Source organism: Aureimonas sp. CAS, from assembly GCF_059838215.1.
The window spans coordinates 416,478-433,945 of the sequence record NZ_CM187563.1; the positions used below are offsets into that span (position 1 = coordinate 416,478).

Consider the following 17,468-nt stretch of genomic DNA (forward strand, 5'->3'; position numbering starts at 1 on the left):
CGCGGCGCCCTACCGCCAGGCCGCGACGTCCTGTCCGCCGAAGACGTAGCGCTTGACCATCGGCGACCAGAGCGTCGCCGGATAGGTCGGCATCGGCGCGCTCGCCTCGTCGAGGCGCCGGCGGTGCTCGTCGGGCAGCACGAGCGACAGGGAGCGCCGGTTCGCCTGGATCTGTTCGGGCCTGCTCGCGCCGGCCAGCACCGAGGCGACGCCGGGCCGTCCGATCAGCCAGGCCAGCGCCACCGCGGCCGGCGCCTCGCCGATCTCCTCGGCGACCGCCACCAGCGCATCGACGATGTCGAAGTTCCGTTCGGTGAACTTGGTGTCGCCGAAGGGGTTCGAGCCGGCGAGACGACCGCTGCCGCTCCGCTCCGCGGGGCGTCCGTCGGGAAGGTCCGGCGCGCGGCCGCCTGAGCGGTGGGCGGGGTCGTCGCGGCGGTACTTGCCGCTCAGAAGGCCGCCGCCGAGCGGGCTCCAGGGCACGATCCCCATCCCGAACTCCTGCGCCATGCGGACATGCTCGTTCTCGATGCCGCGCTCGACCAGCGAATATTCGAACTGCAGGGCGATCGGCACGGGACCCTGTCCTTGCGCCGCGAGCGTCGCGACCTTCGCCGCGTACCAGGCCGGCACGTTGGACATCGCCCAATAGGCGATCTTGCCGGCCCTTTTCAGGTCGTCCATCGTCCCGAGCACTTCCTCGGCCGGCGTCGTCATGTCCCAGACATGCTGCCAGAAGAGGTCGATCCGCTCGAGGCCGAGCCTTTTCAGCGAGCCTTCCACCGCGTGTTTGACATGCTTGGCGCCGTTGCCGCCCGAATGCGGGTGGTCGCCCGTTCCGAAGCCCGACTTGGTGGCGACCACGATCCGGTCCGCTAGCCCGCGTTCGGCGATGAAGCGCCCGACGAGCGTTTCGCTCTCTCCGCCCGAATAGATGTCGGCCGTATCGACGAAATTGCCGCCCGCCCCGACATAGTCGTCGAAGATGCGGGCCGAGCCGTCGGCGTCGGCGCCCCAGCCCTTCGTTCCGAAGGTCATGGTGCCGAGGCAGAGCGGACTGACGGACAGGCCGGAGCGGCCGAGCGTGCGGTAGTGGGTGAGGTCCATGGGCGAAGTCTCCTTCCGATCTGTGCGACGGAAGATGGACCCGCATCGTTCAAGCGTTTAGGCGCCCTATCTTCGTTGGGTCTGTGAGCGGATTTCACGAATGGACCGAAATCGCTGGGCCGAGCTCGTGCTGTTCGCGGCGGTCGCCGAAGCGGGAAGCTTCACGCGCGCCGCCGTGGAGCTGGACCTCACGCCCTCGGCCGTCAGCCATGCGATGCGCCAGCTGGAAGAGCGGCTCGGGATCCGCCTGTTGAACCGCACGACGCGCTCTCTGGCGCCGACCGAAGCCGGAGAGCGCCTCCTGTCCACGCTTCGTCCGGCGGTCGCCGATGTCGAGGGCACGATCGAGGCGCTTCTGGCGAACCGCGAGCGGCCGGCGGGACGCCTGCGCGTCAGCGCACACCGGTCCGCCGCCTTCGGCCATGTCGCGCCCAGGCTGGCGCGCTTCGAGACGGTTTACCCGGACATCGTGCTCGAACTCGTGGTGGACGACGACCTCGTGGACATCGTCGCAGAGCGGTTCGACGCGGGCATCCGGCGAAGCCCGGCGCTGGAGGAGGACATGATTTCCGTGCGGCTCGACGAGGGCGAGGCGCTCCACTTCGTCGCCGCACCCGCCTATGTCGAGCGCTTCGGCATCCCGGTCGAGCCGGCGGACATCCTGCGCCATCGCTGCGTGAACTATCGCTATCCGTCCTCGGGACGGCCGCATCGCTGGGACTTCGAGCGGGGCGCGGAGCGGCTGACGCTCGACGTGCCGGCCGTGTTCATGACCAACGACGTCGATCTCCTGAAGGAGGCCGCGCTGGCCGGTCTCGGTCTTGCCGTCATGCTCGGCTCCATGGCGCATGACGCGCTGGCGTCGGGCAGGCTCGTCGATCTTCTGCCGGAATGGCGGAGCGCGGTTCCGGCGAACCATCTCTATTATGCGGGCCGGCGCAACGTCTCGCCGGCGCTCCGCGCCTTCATCGACGCCATGAAGGCGCCTCTCGAATCGGCGGGAACGTCGTCCGGCGCTTGAGGTGCGGGGGAGGGACCTGTATCGCTCTCAGCCGACGCCGCCGATGCGTAGACCCTGAAGGATGAAGCGATTTTCGCTCGTCCGGACGGACGCACGGCGCTCCCGGACGAGGACGCTCATGACCACCCGCATCGAAGACCGTTTCCGCGAGCTGAAGGCGCAGAACCGTCCCGCTCTCGTCACCTTCCTCATGGCGGGCGATCCGGACGCCGAAACGGCCTTCGAGCTGATGCGGGGCCTGCCGAAGGCGGGGGCCGATCTCATCGAGCTCGGCATGCCCTTCTCCGATCCGATGGCGGACGGGCCGGCGATCCAGAAGGCGGGATTGCGCGCGCTCCAGGCCGGCGAGACGCTGACCAGGACGCTCGCGACCGTCGCGCGCTTCCGTGAGGCGGATCAGCGGACGCCCGTCATCCTGATGGGCTATTTCAACCCGATCTACATCTACGGCGTCGAGCGCTTCGTCGCGGACGCGAAGGAGGCGGGCGTGGACGGTCTGATCGTCGTCGATCTGCCGCCGGAAATGGACGGGGAACTCTGCCTGCCGGCCGTCGACGCGGGGCTGAACTTCATTCGTCTGGCGACGCCGACGACGGACGCCAAGCGCCTGCCGGCGGTCCTCAAGAACACCTCCGGCTTCGTCTACTACGTCTCGATCAACGGCATCACCGGCTCGGCCGCGCCGGATGCGGGCAGGGTTGCGGAGGCGATCGGACGGTTGCGGGCGAAGACCGATCTGCCGGTCTGTGTCGGCTTCGGCGTGCGCACGGCCGAGCAGGCCATGGCGATCGGGCGCGAGGCCGACGGAGTCGTCGTCGGCTCGGCGCTGGTCAACGCCATCGAGACCTCGCTCGACGAGGGCCGCGCCACCCCCGGCACGGTGGATGCTGTTCTCTCGCTCGTCCGCTCCCTTTCGGACGGGCTGAAGACCGCGCGCCTTGAGAATGCCGGCTGAACCGTCCATCTGATGGACTGATGGAACGGCGGCTCGCAGCCGCCTCGAACGAACCCTTCCGGGAAGCGCCGCCTTGAACTGGATCACCAACTACGTCCGCCCCAAGCTCACGAGCCTGCTCGGCAAGAGCGAGGTTCCCGAGAATCTCTGGATCAAGGATCCCGAGACCGGCGAAATGGTCTTCCACAAGGATCTCGAGGCGAACCAGTGGGTGGTGCCGTCCTCCGGCGTCCACATGAAGATCGGCGCCAGGGACCGGCTCGCCGCCTTCATGGACGGCGGGCGTTACGAGACCGTCGAACTGCCGAAGGTCCCGGTCGACCCTCTGAAGTTCCGTGACTCCAAGCGCTACGTGGATCGCCTGAAGGAGTACCGCGCCAAGACCTCGATGGAGGATTCGGTGCTGGTGGCGACCGGCGAGGTGGACAGCCTCGGCATCGTCGTCGCCGTTCAGGACTTCGCCTTCATGGGCGGCTCGCTCGGCATGGCGGCCGGCGAGGCGATCGTGACGGCGGCCGAGAAGGCCGTCGAGATGCACCGTCCGCTCGTCCTCTTCGCCGGCTCGGGCGGCGCGCGCATGCAGGAGGGCATCCTGTCGCTGATGCAACTGCCGCGCACCACGGTCGCGGTCGAGAGCGTCAAGGAGGCCGGACTTCCGTACATTGTCGTCTTGACCAATCCGACGACCGGCGGCGTGACGGCGTCCTACGCCATGCTGGGCGATGTCCACATCGCCGAGCCGGGCGCCCTCATCGGCTTCGCCGGTGCGCGCGTCATCGAGCAGACGATCCGCGAGAAGCTGCCCGAGGGCTTCCAGCGCTCCGAATATCTGATGGAGCACGGCATGGTGGACATGGTCGTCCACCGCCACGAGTTGAAGCCGACCATCTCGCGCCTGCTCCGCCTTCTGACCAAGGCGCCGGCCTCGGGAGCCACCCCGGTCTCCGCCGCCGCATGAGCGAGGGGTCGCGCGCCGAACGCGAGATCGCGGAGCTCCTGAACCGGCATCCGAAGGGCGTCGATCTGGCGCTCGACCGGATCCGCAGCCTTCTGGCCGCGCTCGGCGATCCGCAACGACGCCTTCCGCCAACGCTCCATGTGGCGGGCACGAACGGCAAGGGCTCCACGGTCGCTTTCGCCCGCGCCATCCTGGAGGCGGCCGGACGGAGCGTCCACGTCCACACCTCGCCCCATCTCGTCCACTGGCACGAACGCTATCGCCTCGGCCGGGCGGGCGGCGCGGGGCAACTCGTCTCGGACGACATCCTCGCGGACGCGGTGCGCCGGGCGGCGCAGGCGAACGGCGACGCGCCGATCACGGTCTTCGAGGTGCTGACGGCGGTCGCCTTCCTCCTATTCTCCGAGCATCCGGCGGATGCCTGCCTTCTGGAGGTCGGTCTCGGCGGACGCTTCGACGCGACCAACGTCATCGAGAGGCCGGCGGCGAGCTTCGTCGCCTCCATCTCGCTCGACCATCAGTCCTATCTCGGCGACCGGGTGGAGCTGATCGCGGCCGAGAAGGCGGGCATTTTCAAGCCGGGCGTTCCGGCCGTCGTCGGGCATCAGAGCGAGCCGACCGCGCTCGACGTCCTGCGCACGCAGGCCGAACGGATCGGCGCGCCGCTGACGGTCTACGGCGAGGACTTCTTCGCCTTCGAGGAGCGTGGACGCTTCATCTATCAGGACGAGCGGGGCTTGCTCGACCTGCCGCTGCCGCGCCTTTCCGGCCGGCATCAGCTCTCCAACGCGGCGCTCGCGATCGCGGGGTTGCGCGCGGCCGGCTTCGACCTGCCGCGCGAGGCCTTCGAACAGGGCGTCGCGCGCGCCGACTGGCCGGGGCGCATGCAACGGCTGACGAGCGGGCCGATCTTCGACCTCGCCGCACCGGGCTCGGAGGTCTGGCTCGACGGCGGCCATAATCCCGGCGCCGGGCTCGTCATGGCCGAGACGCTGGCGAACATGGAGGACCGTGTGCCGCGCCCGCTCGTTCTCGTCGCGGGCATGCTCACCACCAAGGAGCCGCTCGGCTTCTTCGAGGCCTTCTCCGGCATGGCGCGCCACGTCATGACCGTACCGATCCGCTCTTCCGATGCCGGCATGCCCGCCGAGGAACTGGCGGACGTCGCGCTTGATGCGGGGCTCGACGCCCAGGCCTGCGGCTCGGTGGAGGAGGCCATCGACGTGGTGTCGCGGAACTGGGATTCTGAGACCCCGCCGCGATTCCTCATCTGCGGCTCGCTCTATCTCGTCGGCGACGTCCTGGCCGCGAGCGGCCTGCCGCCGAAATGAAGAAGCCCGGCGCGAAGCCGGGCTTTTCGGAACTCTGCAGCGTCGTGCGAACGATCAGACGTTCGAGTTGATCCAGGACACGAGCTTGGACTTCGGCGCGGCGCCGACCTGGACGGAGGCCTGCTCCCCGTTCTTGAAGAGCATCAGCGTCGGGATCGAGCGCACGCCGAACTGGGCGGCCAGATCCGGGTTCTCGTCGATGTTCACCTTCACCACGTCGATGGCGGTGTTCTCCTCGGAAATCTCCTCCAAGCTCGGGGCGATCATCTTGCAGGGGCCGCACCACTCCGCCCAGAAATCGACGACGACGGGCTTGCCCGCGTTCAGGACGTCGGATTCGAAATTGGTCTTGTCGATCGTCTTCGTGGCCATGGTCGGCTCCGTTCGAGGCTCTCCGCCCCCGGGGCGGAATCGTCAGCGTCGGGGCGAAGGTAGAAGTCGCCGGCCCCGACTTCAAGCGGTGGCGCGACGCTGCGCGAGACCGGCGAGCGCGTCCTCCATGACGGCCGCCGGCACGTCGATCAGATGCAGTCCCTCGGTGAAGAGCAGGCAGGCGACCACCGTCCGGTCCGGGTAGAGCGGCTGGAGCAGCGCGCGGTAAAGCGCGAGCTGGAGGATGTAGGAGGGCGACACCTCCTCAAGCGTGCGCGGCGCCGGCCTGTTGGTCTTATAGTCGACGATCGAGACGCGGTCGGCCGTGACGGCCAGCCGGTCGATCAGGCCGGAGACGGGCCAGGACAGGCCGTCGAGCTCGATCGTGCCCCGCACGCCGACCTCCGCCCGGCTGCCGGGCGAGAAGAGGGCCGAGAAGTCGGGTGCTGACAGGATGGCGAGCACCTGGCCGAGCATCGCCTCGCGCTCGCCCGATGCGAGGTCGGCGGCCTCGGTCTCCAGATAGCGGCGGCTTGCAGCCTCGCGGGCGTCCTCGTCCATCTCGGGCAGCACCTGCAGCAGCCGGTGGACGAGAAGGCCGCGACGGATGGCGAGCGAGGGCTCGCCGCCATAGAGGACGGGCGAGCGCGCGCCGGCCTCCTCGTCCTTCTCCACACGCAGCGTTCCGGCCGGATCGGACGGAACGAGCGGGCGCGGCGGCGGTGCTTCGGGGGCCAGCGGCGAAAGATCGACGATGCGCGTGGTCCCGGGTCCCGCGTGCTCGAACGGCGCGGCGACCTCGCCCGCCGGAAGAGCGCCGCGCCGCAGCGCGACGAGGTCGCCGGCCGCATCCAGAACGCGTTCGCAATGGCCTTCGAGGCTCGCCGTGACGCGCTTCAGCCAGGAGTTCTCGTCGGCGCCGCGCGAACCCGAATGGCCGCAGAGGACGAGGCGGTCGGCCGCCCGCGTCATGCCGACATAAAGAAGACGCCGATACTCCTCTTCCGCCCGCGCCTTCTCCGAAGCGCGCAGCGCCTCGACATGGGAATCGGCGAGGCTCTTCTCGGGGCACCAGAGGAAGCCCGGCGGGGCGCCGGGCGGCAGGCCGGGCATGCCCTCCCAGGCGATCAGCTTCGCCCCGTGCGCGTGCGAGAAGGGCGCCGACCCCGGATCGACGAGGAAGACGACGGGCGCCTCCAGTCCCTTCGAGGCGTGGACCGTCATGATCCGCACCTCGCCCGACGCCTCGCCCATCTCGCGGCGCACGGTCGGCGGCGAGGCTTGAAGCGTTTCGAGGAAGGCGTCGAGATCGGCGCCGCCGTCGCTCTCGAAGGTCAAGGCGAGGTCGAGAAAGGCGTCGATCACCTCGCCGGAATCGCGGCCGAGCCGCGCCGTCAGGGCCAGGCGCCCGCCCTCCGGTCCGAGGATGCGGGCATAGAAGGAGAAGACGCCCTCGAAGCCGATGCGCCGCCGCAGCTCCTCCAGCCGGTCGAAGGCGGCTTTCGCCTTCGCCAGGAGCTCGGTCCGGTCGGTGGCGAAGGAGGGAAGCCGCTCCGCTCCGTCCTCGCCCGCGAGGCGGCGAAGCGCGAAATAGAGGCTTTCGGGGCTCGTCTCGCGCCGCGAAAGAGCCAGCGCCATCAGATCGTCGTCGGAGAAGCCGAAGAGCGGGCTCTTGAGGACGCTGGCGAGCGACAGCTCGTCCTCCGCATTGGCGACGGTGCGCCCCAGCGCCATCAGATCCTCGACCGCGATGTGGTCGGTGATGAGTAGCCGGTCCGCGCCCGCAACGGGAATGCGGCGCTCGCGCAGGGCCGCGCTCATCGCGCCGACGAAGGCCGAGCGCTTTCGCACGAGCACGATCACGTCGCCGGGAGTCATCGGACGCAGATGCCCCCTGGCCTCGATCGGCGTTCCGATCCAGGCCCTGATCTGCTCGGCGATCCGATCGGCGAGGCGCACGAGCGGCGAGGAACGGGGCTCCTCGTCGATCGGCGTCAGCCAGTCGTCGCTCTCGGGCGCGGCCTCCTTCTCGAAGGGCGGCCAGATTTCCACCAGCCCCGGAACGCGTCCGCGCGCGCTGGAATGGACCGGCGGCTCGTTCTCGAAGGACAGGCCGGTGCGGTCCGCCTCTGACGCGAAGGCGAGATCGACCGCCTCGAGGATGTCGGCGGTGGAGCGGAAGGACTGGTGCAGCGCGACGCGCGCGAAGGGCGCGCCGACATCGCCCGCGCGCCGCTCCAGCGCCAGCCGCTCCTGCGCGAACATGGCCGGGGAGGCGCCCTGGAAGGAATAGATCGACTGCTTCTCGTCGCCGACGGCGAAGAGCGTGCGAACCCGCTCGGCGGAGACCGAATCCGGCCCCTGGAAGAACTCCTCCACGAGCTGGCGGACCACCTGCCACTGGCGCGGGCTCGTGTCCTGCGCCTCGTCCACCAGCACGTGGTCGATGCCCCGGTCGAGCTTGTAGTGGACCCAGGCCGCCGCTTCGCCGCGCGAGAGGAGTTCGGCCGCCCGCACGATCAGGTCCTCGAAGTCCAGCCGCGCGCGGGCGCGCTTGAGCGTCTGGTAGTCCCGCTCCAGCCGCTCGGCGATGACGAGCGCGGCCTTGGTCGCGATGAACAGGCGAAGCGTCGCGAGGCGTTCGGCCAGTTCTTCCGCGAAATCGGACGCCTCCTCCACGCGCTCGGCGAAGTCGGGCAGGGCGTCCGTCACGGCCTTGGTCGCGAGGCTCGTCGCCTTGTAGCGCCCGCCATCGGCCTTGAAGAGGAACGAGCGCAGAGCCTCGAAGCGCTCCGAAGGTGTCTCGGCGGTCTCGAAGCGTTCCAGCTTGGCGAGGAGCTTGGCGTCCGTCGCCTTAGAGGAGGCGGAGGCGAGCTCCCGCAGACGCTCGCGGAAATCCTCGTCGAGGCCCGGCGGGTCGATGGCGTCGCGAAGCAGCGCGTCCTCGCCCATCCCGTCCCGGATGTCGAGCGCCGCTTCCAGCCTGCGGATCGCGCCTTCCAGCCCGCCCTGCGAGTTCAGATGGGCTCGGATGGCGTCGCGCTTGGCGACGATCTCGGACAGGAGCCCGTCGAGACCGAATTCGCCGCCGCGCGCCAGACTTTCGGCGAAGGCCTCGCTCAGCGCCGCGTTCGACGGATCGTCTTTGCGCACGGCCAAAACGATGAGCCGCCGCCGCGCTTCGGCCAGAAGAAGGGCGCTCTGCGCCTCGTCCAGAACCTCGAAATGGCCCGGCACGCCGGCTTCGAGCGGAAAGAGGTGCAGGAGCTGCTCGCAGAAGGCGTGGATCGTCTGGACCTTCAGGCCGCCCGGCGTCTCCAGCGCCGTGGCGAACAGCCGGCGCGCGCGGGCGATCTCACCGGGGGTCGGGGCCTGACCGCCGAGTTCGGCCAGCCGCTCGCGCAGATCCGCGTCCGACAGCCGCGTCCATTCGGAGAGGATCGCGAAGATGCGGCCCTGCATCTCGGCTGCCGCGGCCTTGGTGTAGGTCAGGCACAGGATCTTGGAGGGCGCGGCACCCGAAACGAGCAGCCGCACGACGCGGCGCGCGAGGACGAAGGTCTTGCCGGAGCCCGCATTGGCCGCGACGAAGACGGAGGAGGCGGGGTCGGAGGCGTCGGCCTGCGCCTTGCGCGTCGCCGCCGAGATGGACAGACCGCTCACGAGGCGTCTCCTTCGCCGGCATCCTCGTCCTCGCCGAGCGCCCATTCGCGCGCGCGGGCCAGATGGTCGTACTCGCCGGTGAAATCGCCCTGCAGCATCGGCCGGGCGCGCGAGCGGAACCCGTTCGCCTCGGTCAGCACGAAGGCGGAAAGCGAGCGGAAGCGGCGCAGCGCTTCATCCGCGAGACCGTCCGCGGTGATCGCCTCGCGCGTCGCCGACGCGGCTTTCGACAGCCGGTCCTCGGAGAAGGCTCGCTCGCGCAGGCGCACATAGGTGAGTTCGGAAACGGAGGAGACAGGGCCGAGCGCCACGAAGGCGCCTTCGCGGGCCATCGCCGCCTCCAGAGCGAGCTGCGGCGAAAGAAGCGTGCGGGCCTGTTTGGCGCTCGGATTGGTGCCGGTCTTGAAGTCGAGTATCTCGACGCCGCCGTCCGCCGTCTCGTCGATCCGGTCGGCCTCGCCCGACAGCATCACGCCGATGTCGGGGATCGGCATCTCGCCCTTCAGCTCGGCATGGCGCCTCACGATGAAGGCGCCGCGCCGCCGCTCCCAGTCGACGACGTTGGTCGCCAGCGTTTCCATGCGCGGCCACCACACGGCCTCGATCTCCGGCGGCAGCGCCTCGACCGCGAACTCCTCGCGCGCGATGGCGAGAAGGTCGTCGCGGGCCCTCTCGCCGCCGGGCTCGGCGACCTCCTTGGCGAAGCGGGCGAGGATGCGGTGGTAGAGCGTGCCGCGCTCGGCGGCGGCCGGCGCGCGGATCAGCGGTTCGAGCTTCTGAAGATGCAGGACGCGCCGGGCGTGGACCGCGTAAGGGTCGCGGAACAGCGTCTCGACCTCCGTCACGGAGAAGCGGCGCGGCCGAGCGCTCAAGGGCGGGCGAGGCTCGGGGCGCGGCGCGCGCGGTCCTTCCGCCACCTCGTCGAGGCGCGCGGCGCCCGCGAGGAAAGGCGCGCCCTCGGCGCGTAGCCGGGCGGTTCCCGCATCTCCCGCCAGCGTCGTCAGGCGCTGCAACCAGCGCGAGGGAACGGTCGGCGCGCCATCGGACCGCAGCGAACGCGTCAGCACCACCCGCTCGTGCCCGAGCGCCATCCAGATGTCGTGGGCGGCGAGACCGATGCGCCGCTCGGGCGGGTCGAGCAGGATCTCCGAGCGCATGACGCGCGAGAGGAACGCATCGGAGCGCGCGCCCTGCGGCCATGTTCCCTCGTTGAGCCCGCCGAGCACCATCACGTCCACGTCCTGCAGCCGGGCCTCCAGCGCGCCCCAGACGAAGGCGCGGGAGGACAGGCCGGCGCGCGGGCGCACGGAGACGCCGCTCGAAAGGGCGGCGAAGACGTCGGGCCATTCGGACGCCTCGACCGGGAAGCCGATCTCCGGGGCCGCGACCAGATCGGCGAGAAGACCGGCCAGCGCGGCGCCGGCCTCTTCCGCATAGAGTTCGCGGACGTCTCCCTCGCTGTCGGACGCTATGGCCTCGAGACTGCGGGTCAGAGCCGCCGCGAAGACGGAGGTCTCCACCGCCGGCGCCTCGCGAAGGTCGAGAAGCGGGCGAAGCGCGAGCGCGAGCGCGTCGCAGACGGAAGCCGCGAGATCGCGACCCTCCTCCTTCACGAGGCGCACTGCACGGGGAATGCGCCTGGCCGTCTCCAGCGCGGCGCGGCGCTGGCGGTAGAGATCGGCGAGCGTTGCGGCGCTCGCTCGGCCCGTTCCGCCGCGAAGCGCCAGAAGCTCGATCGTGCGCGCCGCGCGCCGCGCCTCGGCCGCGTCGCGCCCGAACCGCGCGAGCGGATGCTTCAGGAGCGACAGGAGCGTCACGGGGTCGCCCGGCGCGAAGGCGGCTTCGAGGACGAGTCGGGCGAGCGTCCCCGGGGCCGTCGCCGAAAGGGGACGGCCCGCCGAATCGTTGGCCGCGATTCCGAAGCGCGCGAGTTCGGCGACGACGCGGCGCGCCAGATTGCGGTCCGGCGTCGTCAGCGCCGCGCGCGCCTTGGGGTCGCTCAGCGCGTCGCGCATCGCCACCGCGATCGCCAGGGCTTCCGTGCGTTCGTCCGGGGCCTCGACGAGGGCGAGCCCGTCCAGCGCCTCCGTCCCGTGGGGCTCGCTCGTGGCCCAGAGGTCCGTCGTCTCGGCGGGGCGCAGCGCGTCGGAGACGAAGCGCCCGCGCCTCGCCCGCGGCGAGGCCAGCGTTTCGACATCCTCGCGCCTGACGCGGAGGCCGGCGAGGACGCGCGCTAGCCCGTATTGCGGATGGCCGGAGGCCGAGGGCTGGGCCGAACGGTCGATGCGCGCGAAGCTCGGCTCGTCGAGCGTCATGTCGAGGCCGGGCAGGACGACCGCGCCGTTCGGAAGTTCCGCGATCGCGGCCAGAAGCTCCAGCGTGGCGGGCGCTGTCGCGGTGGAGCCGGCGACGACGACTGGCCCGCGCGAGCCGTCCCTCCGGTATCGCGCCGCGCGCTCGCGGGCCCAGACGCGCTTCGCCTCGCCCGGTTCGCCGAGCTTCAGGGACGCCAGATGCGCCGGCCAGGCCTCCGTGACGATGGAGAGGAAACGCGAGGTGAGCTGCCACCATTCGGCGAGCCGGTCGTCGATATCCAGCGTGGCGAGGGCGGACAGGGCGACCTCCTCGTCGCCCGCCTCGTCGAGAAGCGCGCCGAGATCGTCGGCGAGCCACAGCGCGTCGGCCGAGGATGCGGGCAAGACGATGGGCTCGCCCGAGAGCGCGGTGGCCGCGCTCGAATCGATCTGCGACTTCCAGAAGCGGATGAGGCGGGCCAGATCGAGACGGCGCCGCAGCGGGTCGATGGTGGGCAGAAGCGCGCCGGCCGTTCCGCCTTCGGGCGGGGCGGCGAACGGGTCCATGGCCTCGCCTTCGCCGAGCGGACGCACGCTCGGCAGGATGGCGCTCCGGCCTCCGAGCGCATGGGCGAAGGCGGCCGTCAGCCCCTGCGCGGCGCGGCGGGTCGGAACGTAGACGGTGAGATCGGCGAGCGCCAGCGGGTCGCCGCCGCGCGTCACGCCGGGAACGATGCGCCCGTCGAGGATCCCCTCCGCCAGCGTCGGCAGGAAGGGCAGGCCCGGCGGAATGGAGAGAATGCGAGCAGGCATCGGCGCGAGGTTAGAGCATCGGCCCGACGATCGGAATCGGTTTTCGGAAAGCCTGATGCGTCGATTCAAAGAGTTGGAGCGACCGCCGTGCGTCCGATCGGACGCACGGAGCCCAAAGCTTGAGGCGAAGGCGAGCCGGTGCGATCAGGCCGCGCTCGATTTCAGGACCCGCTCGGCCTCCGCGATCGAGCCGGGCGTGCCCACCGTGACCCAGAGCCCGTCGAGGCGCACGCCGAAGAGCCGCTTCCTCTCGATCGCGGCGTCGAAGACGCGGTTGAGGGAGAACTTCTCCTCCGCAAGGTCCTCGAAGAGCTCCGGCTTCAAAATCGCCGCACCGGCATAGATGAACGGGCTCATGTCGCGATCGGCGAGGCGGGCGAGCCGCCCGGCGGCGTCCATGGTGAAATCGCCGCGCCCCTCGTAGCCGGTCGCTCGCTTCATGTCCGCGATCAGCAGGAGCGCGTCCATCCGGCTCGGGTCCCACAGCTCGGCCATGAGCGAGAGATTGTCGCGATAACCCTCGATCCAGAACGTGTCCGAGTTGATCAGGAAGAAGGGTTCGGTTCCGAGCTCCGGCAGGGCCTTGACGATGCCGCCGCCCGACTCCAGGAGCCTGCCGCTTTCGTCCGACACGACGATGGACAAATCGCGTCGCCGGCGCAGATGGCCGCGCAGCTGGTCGGCCAGATAGTGGACGTTGACGACGACCTTCTCGACGCCGACACGGGCCAGTGCGTCGAGGCCGTAGTCGATCAACGCCTTGCCGCCGACCTCGACCAGCGGCTTCGGGATCGTCGCCGTCACCGGGCGCATGCGCTTTCCGAGCCCGGCGGCGAGCACCATCGCCGTCTTCGGGCAGAACACCGTCTTCGTCATGTCGAGAGGCTACCGTCGTCCTTGCGCGAGGTCGGCGTCGAGCACGCCCCAATCCTCGTATAGTTCCATCAGCGCCGAGAGGTCCGGATGGACGAGCGTGCGCTTCAGATAGGCCTGTATCCGCGGGATGTGGCGGAGATATTGCGGCTTGCCGTCCCGCTCGTGCAGCCGGACGAAGATGCCGAGGATCTTCGTGGCGCGCTGGACCGCCATCACGCGATAGGCATGCTCGAAGGACGCGACGTCGAACCCCTCGTCGTCCGAACGGGCGTCGCGATAGGCGGCGATCAGGCGCTGCTCCAGCTCCGCCGGCACGTCGACGCGCGCGTCCTGGGCCAGAGAGGCCAGATCGTAGGCGGACGGCCCGATCATCGCGTCCTGGAAGTCGAGCAGGCCGACGCGGCGGCAGTCCTCTCGCTCGTCCCGCCAGAGAATGTTGGGGGAGTGGAAGTCGCGCAGGACCAGCCGCCGCTCGGCGCCCTCGATCGTATCGAACAGGGCGTCCCAGACGGCCTCGAAGCGCTCGCGCGCCGCGCCTTCGGCCGGTCGGCCCGTCAGTCTCGGCACGAACCAGTCGACCATCAGCGACACTTCGATGGCCATCGCGGCACGGTCGAAGTCCGGAACGCGGTAGGAATGGCCGCCGATCGCGATCTCGGGCTCGAACGGGTCGTCGTGCAGGAGGGCGAGACACCGCGCGGCGGCCTCGTAGCGCTCCGGGATCGGCTTCCCCTCCGCGTCGAGGATGCCCTCGTCGCCGAGATCCTCCAGGAGCACGAGGCCTGAATCCAGATCGACCGCATGGACCTCGGGGACGCTGAAGCCCTTCGCGGCGAGCGCCTTCGCAAGGGCCACGAAGGCGGTCACGTCCTGCGCGATATGGGCGATCTCGGCATAGGTCCGCCCGTTCGGCAGGACCGGGCCGCGCGCCAGACGCGGCGCGTCCATCAGCACCATCGGCCCGTCCGGCCCTTCGACATGCTCGTAGCGCCGCGCCGAAGCGTCCGCGCGGAACGGCAGACGGCGGGCCTTGCCGTGACCCGCGTTCTCCAGGAACCGACGGATTCGCAGCGAGCGCGAAAGGCGAAGGGCCGTCTCCGCGGCGGCGCCGACGGTCAGGTTCCGTCCGCCGCCGGGCGCGACCTCGAGAGACAGGGTCAGATTGGCCTCGGAGCCGACGAGTTCGGAGCGCTCGGGCCATTCGACGAGGACGACGCCGGTCTCGGCGGCCTCCTCCAGGCCGAGTTCGGCCAGTTCGCCGTCTCCCTCGATCCGGTAGAGGTCGAAATGCGTGGCCTTGGGCCGTGTCTCGTAGGTCTGGACGAGCGTGTAGGTCGGGGAGGGGACCTCCATCGCATCGTCGCCGGCGAGGTAGCGAAGGACGGCGCGCGCGAGCGTCGTCTTGCCCGCGCCGAGATCGCCGGACAGCGAGACCATGTCGCCGGTGCGCAGCAGGATCGCGACGTCCTCGGCGAAGACGCGGCTCGCCTCCTCGTCCGGCAGTTCGAGGACGAGCCCTTCCGGGAAGGTGTCGACCTGCTGCCGGCCGCTCATTCGGCGGCCCTGTCGAGTTCGGCGCTGTGCGCCGGGAAGCGGCAGGTGACGACCGTGCCGCCCTCGGGTCGCGAGGCGATGTCCACCCGCCCGCCATGCAGCTCCACGAAGCTCTTGACGATCGAAAGGCCGAGGCCGGCACCGGACTGGCGGCCGCCGGCCGGATTGGTCTCGAAGCGGTCGAAGACCCGCGCCAGATCCCGCTCCGAAATGCCCGGTCCCTCATCGGAGACCTTGAACAGGACGTCCTGGCCGAGCCGGGCGGCCCGCAGCGTCACCGTGGAGCCGGCGGGCGCGAAGTTCGCCGCGTTCGACAGAAGGTTGAACAGCACCTGCGTCAGCCGGTGCTCGTCGGCCCGGAAGGTCTCTCCGGCCTTCGACACGTCGATCGTCAGCCTGATGTCGCTGTCGCGCATGCGCTCGCGGACGGCGTCGGCGGCATGCTCGGCGACCTTGCCGATATCGACCTCGGTGATGTCGAGATCCATGATCCCCGCGTCGATGGTCGCGAGGTCGAGGATGTCGTTGACGATGGTCAGGAGCGTGTTGGTGGAGGTCGAGATGTAGTCGAGATATTCCGACTGCCGCTCGTTCAGGGGACCGGTCTCGACCGAGCGCAGGAGCGCGGAGAAGCCGATGATATTGGTCAGCGGCGAGCGCAGCTCGTAGTTCACGTGCTGGACGAAATCGGACTTCACCCGGTCCGCCGCCTCCAGCGCCTCGTTGCGCTCGCGCAGCATGCGCTCGGCGGCCTTGGCGTCGGAGATGTCGGCGAAGGTGAGCATCGTCTGCCCGTTGGGCAGCGGCACCACGCCGAAGGTCTGGACCCGGCCGTCGGACAGTTCGATCTCGCCGGACAGGGTCTCGCGCACGCCCTCGTCGAAGGCGGTGACGGCGCTGGCGAAGGTCGCCCAGTCGATGTCGGCCGCGTTCGGCCGGATGCCGACGCCGACGGTCGCGGCGAAGGAGCGGATGTGCGGCTTGGCGGCGAGGAAGTCGCCGGACAGGCCCCAGGTCTCGGCGAAGATCGGGTTCGACAGGCGCAGGCGTCCGTCCGGCCCGAAGACGGCCACCGCTTCCGCGAGGCTGTCGAGCGTCTGGCCCTGGAGCTGGACGAGCGCGTTGAGCCGGCTCTCGAGCTCGAACTTCTCGGTCAGATCCTCGAAGACCCAGGTCGCGCCGCCCTGCGGTGCGGGGTTGGCGAGGACGCGCAGGGTCCGCCCGTCCGCCAGATGCCAGATCGCGTCGGTCGCCTCCGTCGCCCGGTAGGCGGCCAGGATGTCGGCCTTGATCTCGCGCAAGGGGCGGTCCTCGGGCAGGACGCCGTTGGTGCGCAGCCGGTCCATGATGGCGATGTGGTCCGGCCCGCTGTCCAGATAGTTGCCGGGCAGGCCGAAGAGCCGGGCGAAGCCGGCATTGTGGTAGACGAGCTGCGTCTTCTCGTCGAAGCGCGCGACGGCCGTCTCCAGCCGGTCCAGGGTCTCGGAGTGCGAGCGCATGGTCTCGCGCAGTTCGGCGCGCACGGCTTCGGCGGCCGAGACGTCGACGGCCAGTCCCGCCGAGCCGAGGGGGCCGGAGGCGTCGACGACCGAGAAGTTGCGCCGGTCGGCGTCCACCACGGCCGACAGGCGTCCCTCGTAGACGCCGCTCGCATCCACGGCGCCGGCGATGGCCGCGCGGTCCTGCGCGTTGAAGAGCTCGAGCCGGCGCTCGATCGCGTCCTCCACGTCGCGCGCGTCCACCGCGCGGGCGTAGGCCCGGTTGGTCCAGACGAGCTCGCGGTCGCGCCCGCGCAGCCACATCGGCAGGGGGGCGGCGTCGAAGAGCGTCTGCATGGTCTCGATGGTGGAGACGGCGCGCTCGTTCTCGATGCGCAGCCGCGCGATCTCCTCGCGCAGGCCGTCCAGCGCCGTGAAGCGGACGAGCGCGATCTCCCCTTCGGTGCGGCCGGCGGCCTCGATCGCGTGATCCTCTCCGATCTCGATCTCGATGCGGAAGGGCTCGGCCGTTCCGATGAGCCTGTCGATGGCCGAAGACAGGCGCGCGGCGTCGAACTCCGGCATCCAAGTGGCGAAGCGGAGGAATTCCGCGCGCTCGCGCGGCGCGCCGAGGCTCGCGGGCAGGCTCCCCATCATGTCGGGCACGGCGGAGCCGCGATAGGCGAGCAGGCGCTGGTTCTCCGTCGAGATCATGGCGCTGCGCGTCTCGACCTCGTGGCGCGCATCCGCCAGTTCAGAGCGCAGCCGCTCGTTCTCGCTCTCCACCACGACGCGCCTGCGGCTCAGCCACACGGCGGCGATCATACTGCCGCCGATCACGAGCGCGACGAGCGCGGCCGTTCCCACCGTCTCCGGCGCGAGCGCCCGGTCGATCAGCTGGGCGCTGGCCGGCGTCGCGCCGCATGCGAGGAGGGCGGCCGCGCCCGTACAGACGCGCGCGGCGACGCTGCGCCCCGCCGGTCTACGGGCGTCGTCCATCCGGCCCCGGTCGTGCCTCTCGCAATCCATCCAAGTCCCCGCCGCCG

Annotated in this window: 11 protein-coding genes; 4 read left to right on the plus strand and 7 right to left on the minus strand. The window is 70.3% G+C overall.

What is annotated here, in order from left to right; translation table 11 throughout:
- Positions 1–9: 9 nt before the first annotated feature.
- A complete protein-coding gene (locus tag AC6R2M_RS01990) occupies positions 10–1,107 on the minus strand; it encodes an aldo/keto reductase (protein ID WP_500484988.1) in 1,098 nt (365 codons plus the stop codon).
- Between the two features lie 100 nt (positions 1,108–1,207).
- Here AC6R2M_RS01990 and AC6R2M_RS01995 point away from each other — a divergent pair, with 100 nt between their 5' ends.
- The 4 genes from AC6R2M_RS01995 (at position 1,208) to AC6R2M_RS02010 (ending at position 5,372) form a co-directional block, all read left to right on the plus strand.
- Complete coding sequence (locus tag AC6R2M_RS01995; protein ID WP_500484990.1) at positions 1,208–2,128, plus strand: LysR family transcriptional regulator; 921 nt, start codon at positions 1,208–1,210, stop codon at positions 2,126–2,128.
- Positions 2,129–2,246: 118 nt separating this feature from the next.
- Positions 2,247–3,083: a tryptophan synthase subunit alpha gene (gene trpA, locus AC6R2M_RS02000; RefSeq protein ID WP_500484992.1), complete on the plus strand. Its 837-nt coding sequence runs from the start codon at positions 2,247–2,249 to the stop codon at positions 3,081–3,083.
- 73 nt (positions 3,084–3,156) lie between these two features.
- The gene (gene accD, locus AC6R2M_RS02005) at positions 3,157–4,041 is read left to right on the plus strand and encodes an acetyl-CoA carboxylase, carboxyltransferase subunit beta (RefSeq protein ID WP_500484994.1); all 885 of its coding nucleotides are present in this window, start codon (positions 3,157–3,159) and stop codon (positions 4,039–4,041) included.
- On the plus strand, positions 4,038–5,372 hold the full coding sequence (locus AC6R2M_RS02010) for a bifunctional folylpolyglutamate synthase/dihydrofolate synthase (protein WP_500484996.1): 1,335 nt from the start codon (positions 4,038–4,040) through the stop codon (positions 5,370–5,372). The genes accD and AC6R2M_RS02010 overlap by 4 nt, the downstream gene beginning before the upstream one ends.
- A 54-nt stretch (positions 5,373–5,426) precedes the next feature.
- Here AC6R2M_RS02010 and trxA read toward each other — a convergent pair whose 3' ends face one another.
- The 6 genes from trxA to AC6R2M_RS02040 all read right to left on the minus strand — a co-directional run bounded on the left by trxA (position 5,427) and on the right by AC6R2M_RS02040 (position 17,421).
- A complete protein-coding gene (trxA, locus tag AC6R2M_RS02015; protein ID WP_500484998.1) occupies positions 5,427–5,744 on the minus strand; it encodes a thioredoxin in 318 nt (105 codons plus the stop codon).
- Between the two features lie 81 nt (positions 5,745–5,825).
- A complete protein-coding gene (gene addA / locus AC6R2M_RS02020; RefSeq protein WP_500485000.1) occupies positions 5,826–9,407 on the minus strand; it encodes a double-strand break repair helicase AddA in 3,582 nt (1,193 codons plus the stop codon).
- Positions 9,404–12,514 carry a double-strand break repair protein AddB gene (gene addB / locus AC6R2M_RS02025; RefSeq protein WP_500485002.1) on the minus strand — a complete coding sequence of 1,037 codons (3,111 nt, stop codon included), beginning with the start codon at positions 12,512–12,514 and terminating at the stop codon, positions 9,404–9,406. Before addB ends, addA begins: the two co-directional genes overlap by 4 nt.
- Before the next feature lie 144 nt (positions 12,515–12,658).
- On the minus strand, positions 12,659–13,390 hold the full coding sequence (locus tag AC6R2M_RS02030; protein ID WP_500485004.1) for a nucleotidyltransferase family protein: 732 nt from the start codon (positions 13,388–13,390) through the stop codon (positions 12,659–12,661).
- Positions 13,391–13,399: 9 nt separating this feature from the next.
- Positions 13,400–14,944: a tRNA (adenosine(37)-N6)-threonylcarbamoyltransferase complex ATPase subunit type 1 TsaE gene (gene tsaE / locus AC6R2M_RS02035; RefSeq protein WP_500485006.1), complete on the minus strand. Its 1,545-nt coding sequence runs from the start codon at positions 14,942–14,944 to the stop codon at positions 13,400–13,402.
- Positions 14,941–17,421 (minus strand): sensor histidine kinase, encoded by a 2,481-nt coding sequence (locus AC6R2M_RS02040; protein WP_500485008.1) that lies wholly within the window; start codon positions 17,419–17,421, stop codon positions 14,941–14,943. Before AC6R2M_RS02040 ends, tsaE begins: the two co-directional genes overlap by 4 nt.
- Between the last annotated feature and the right edge of the window lie 47 nt (positions 17,422–17,468).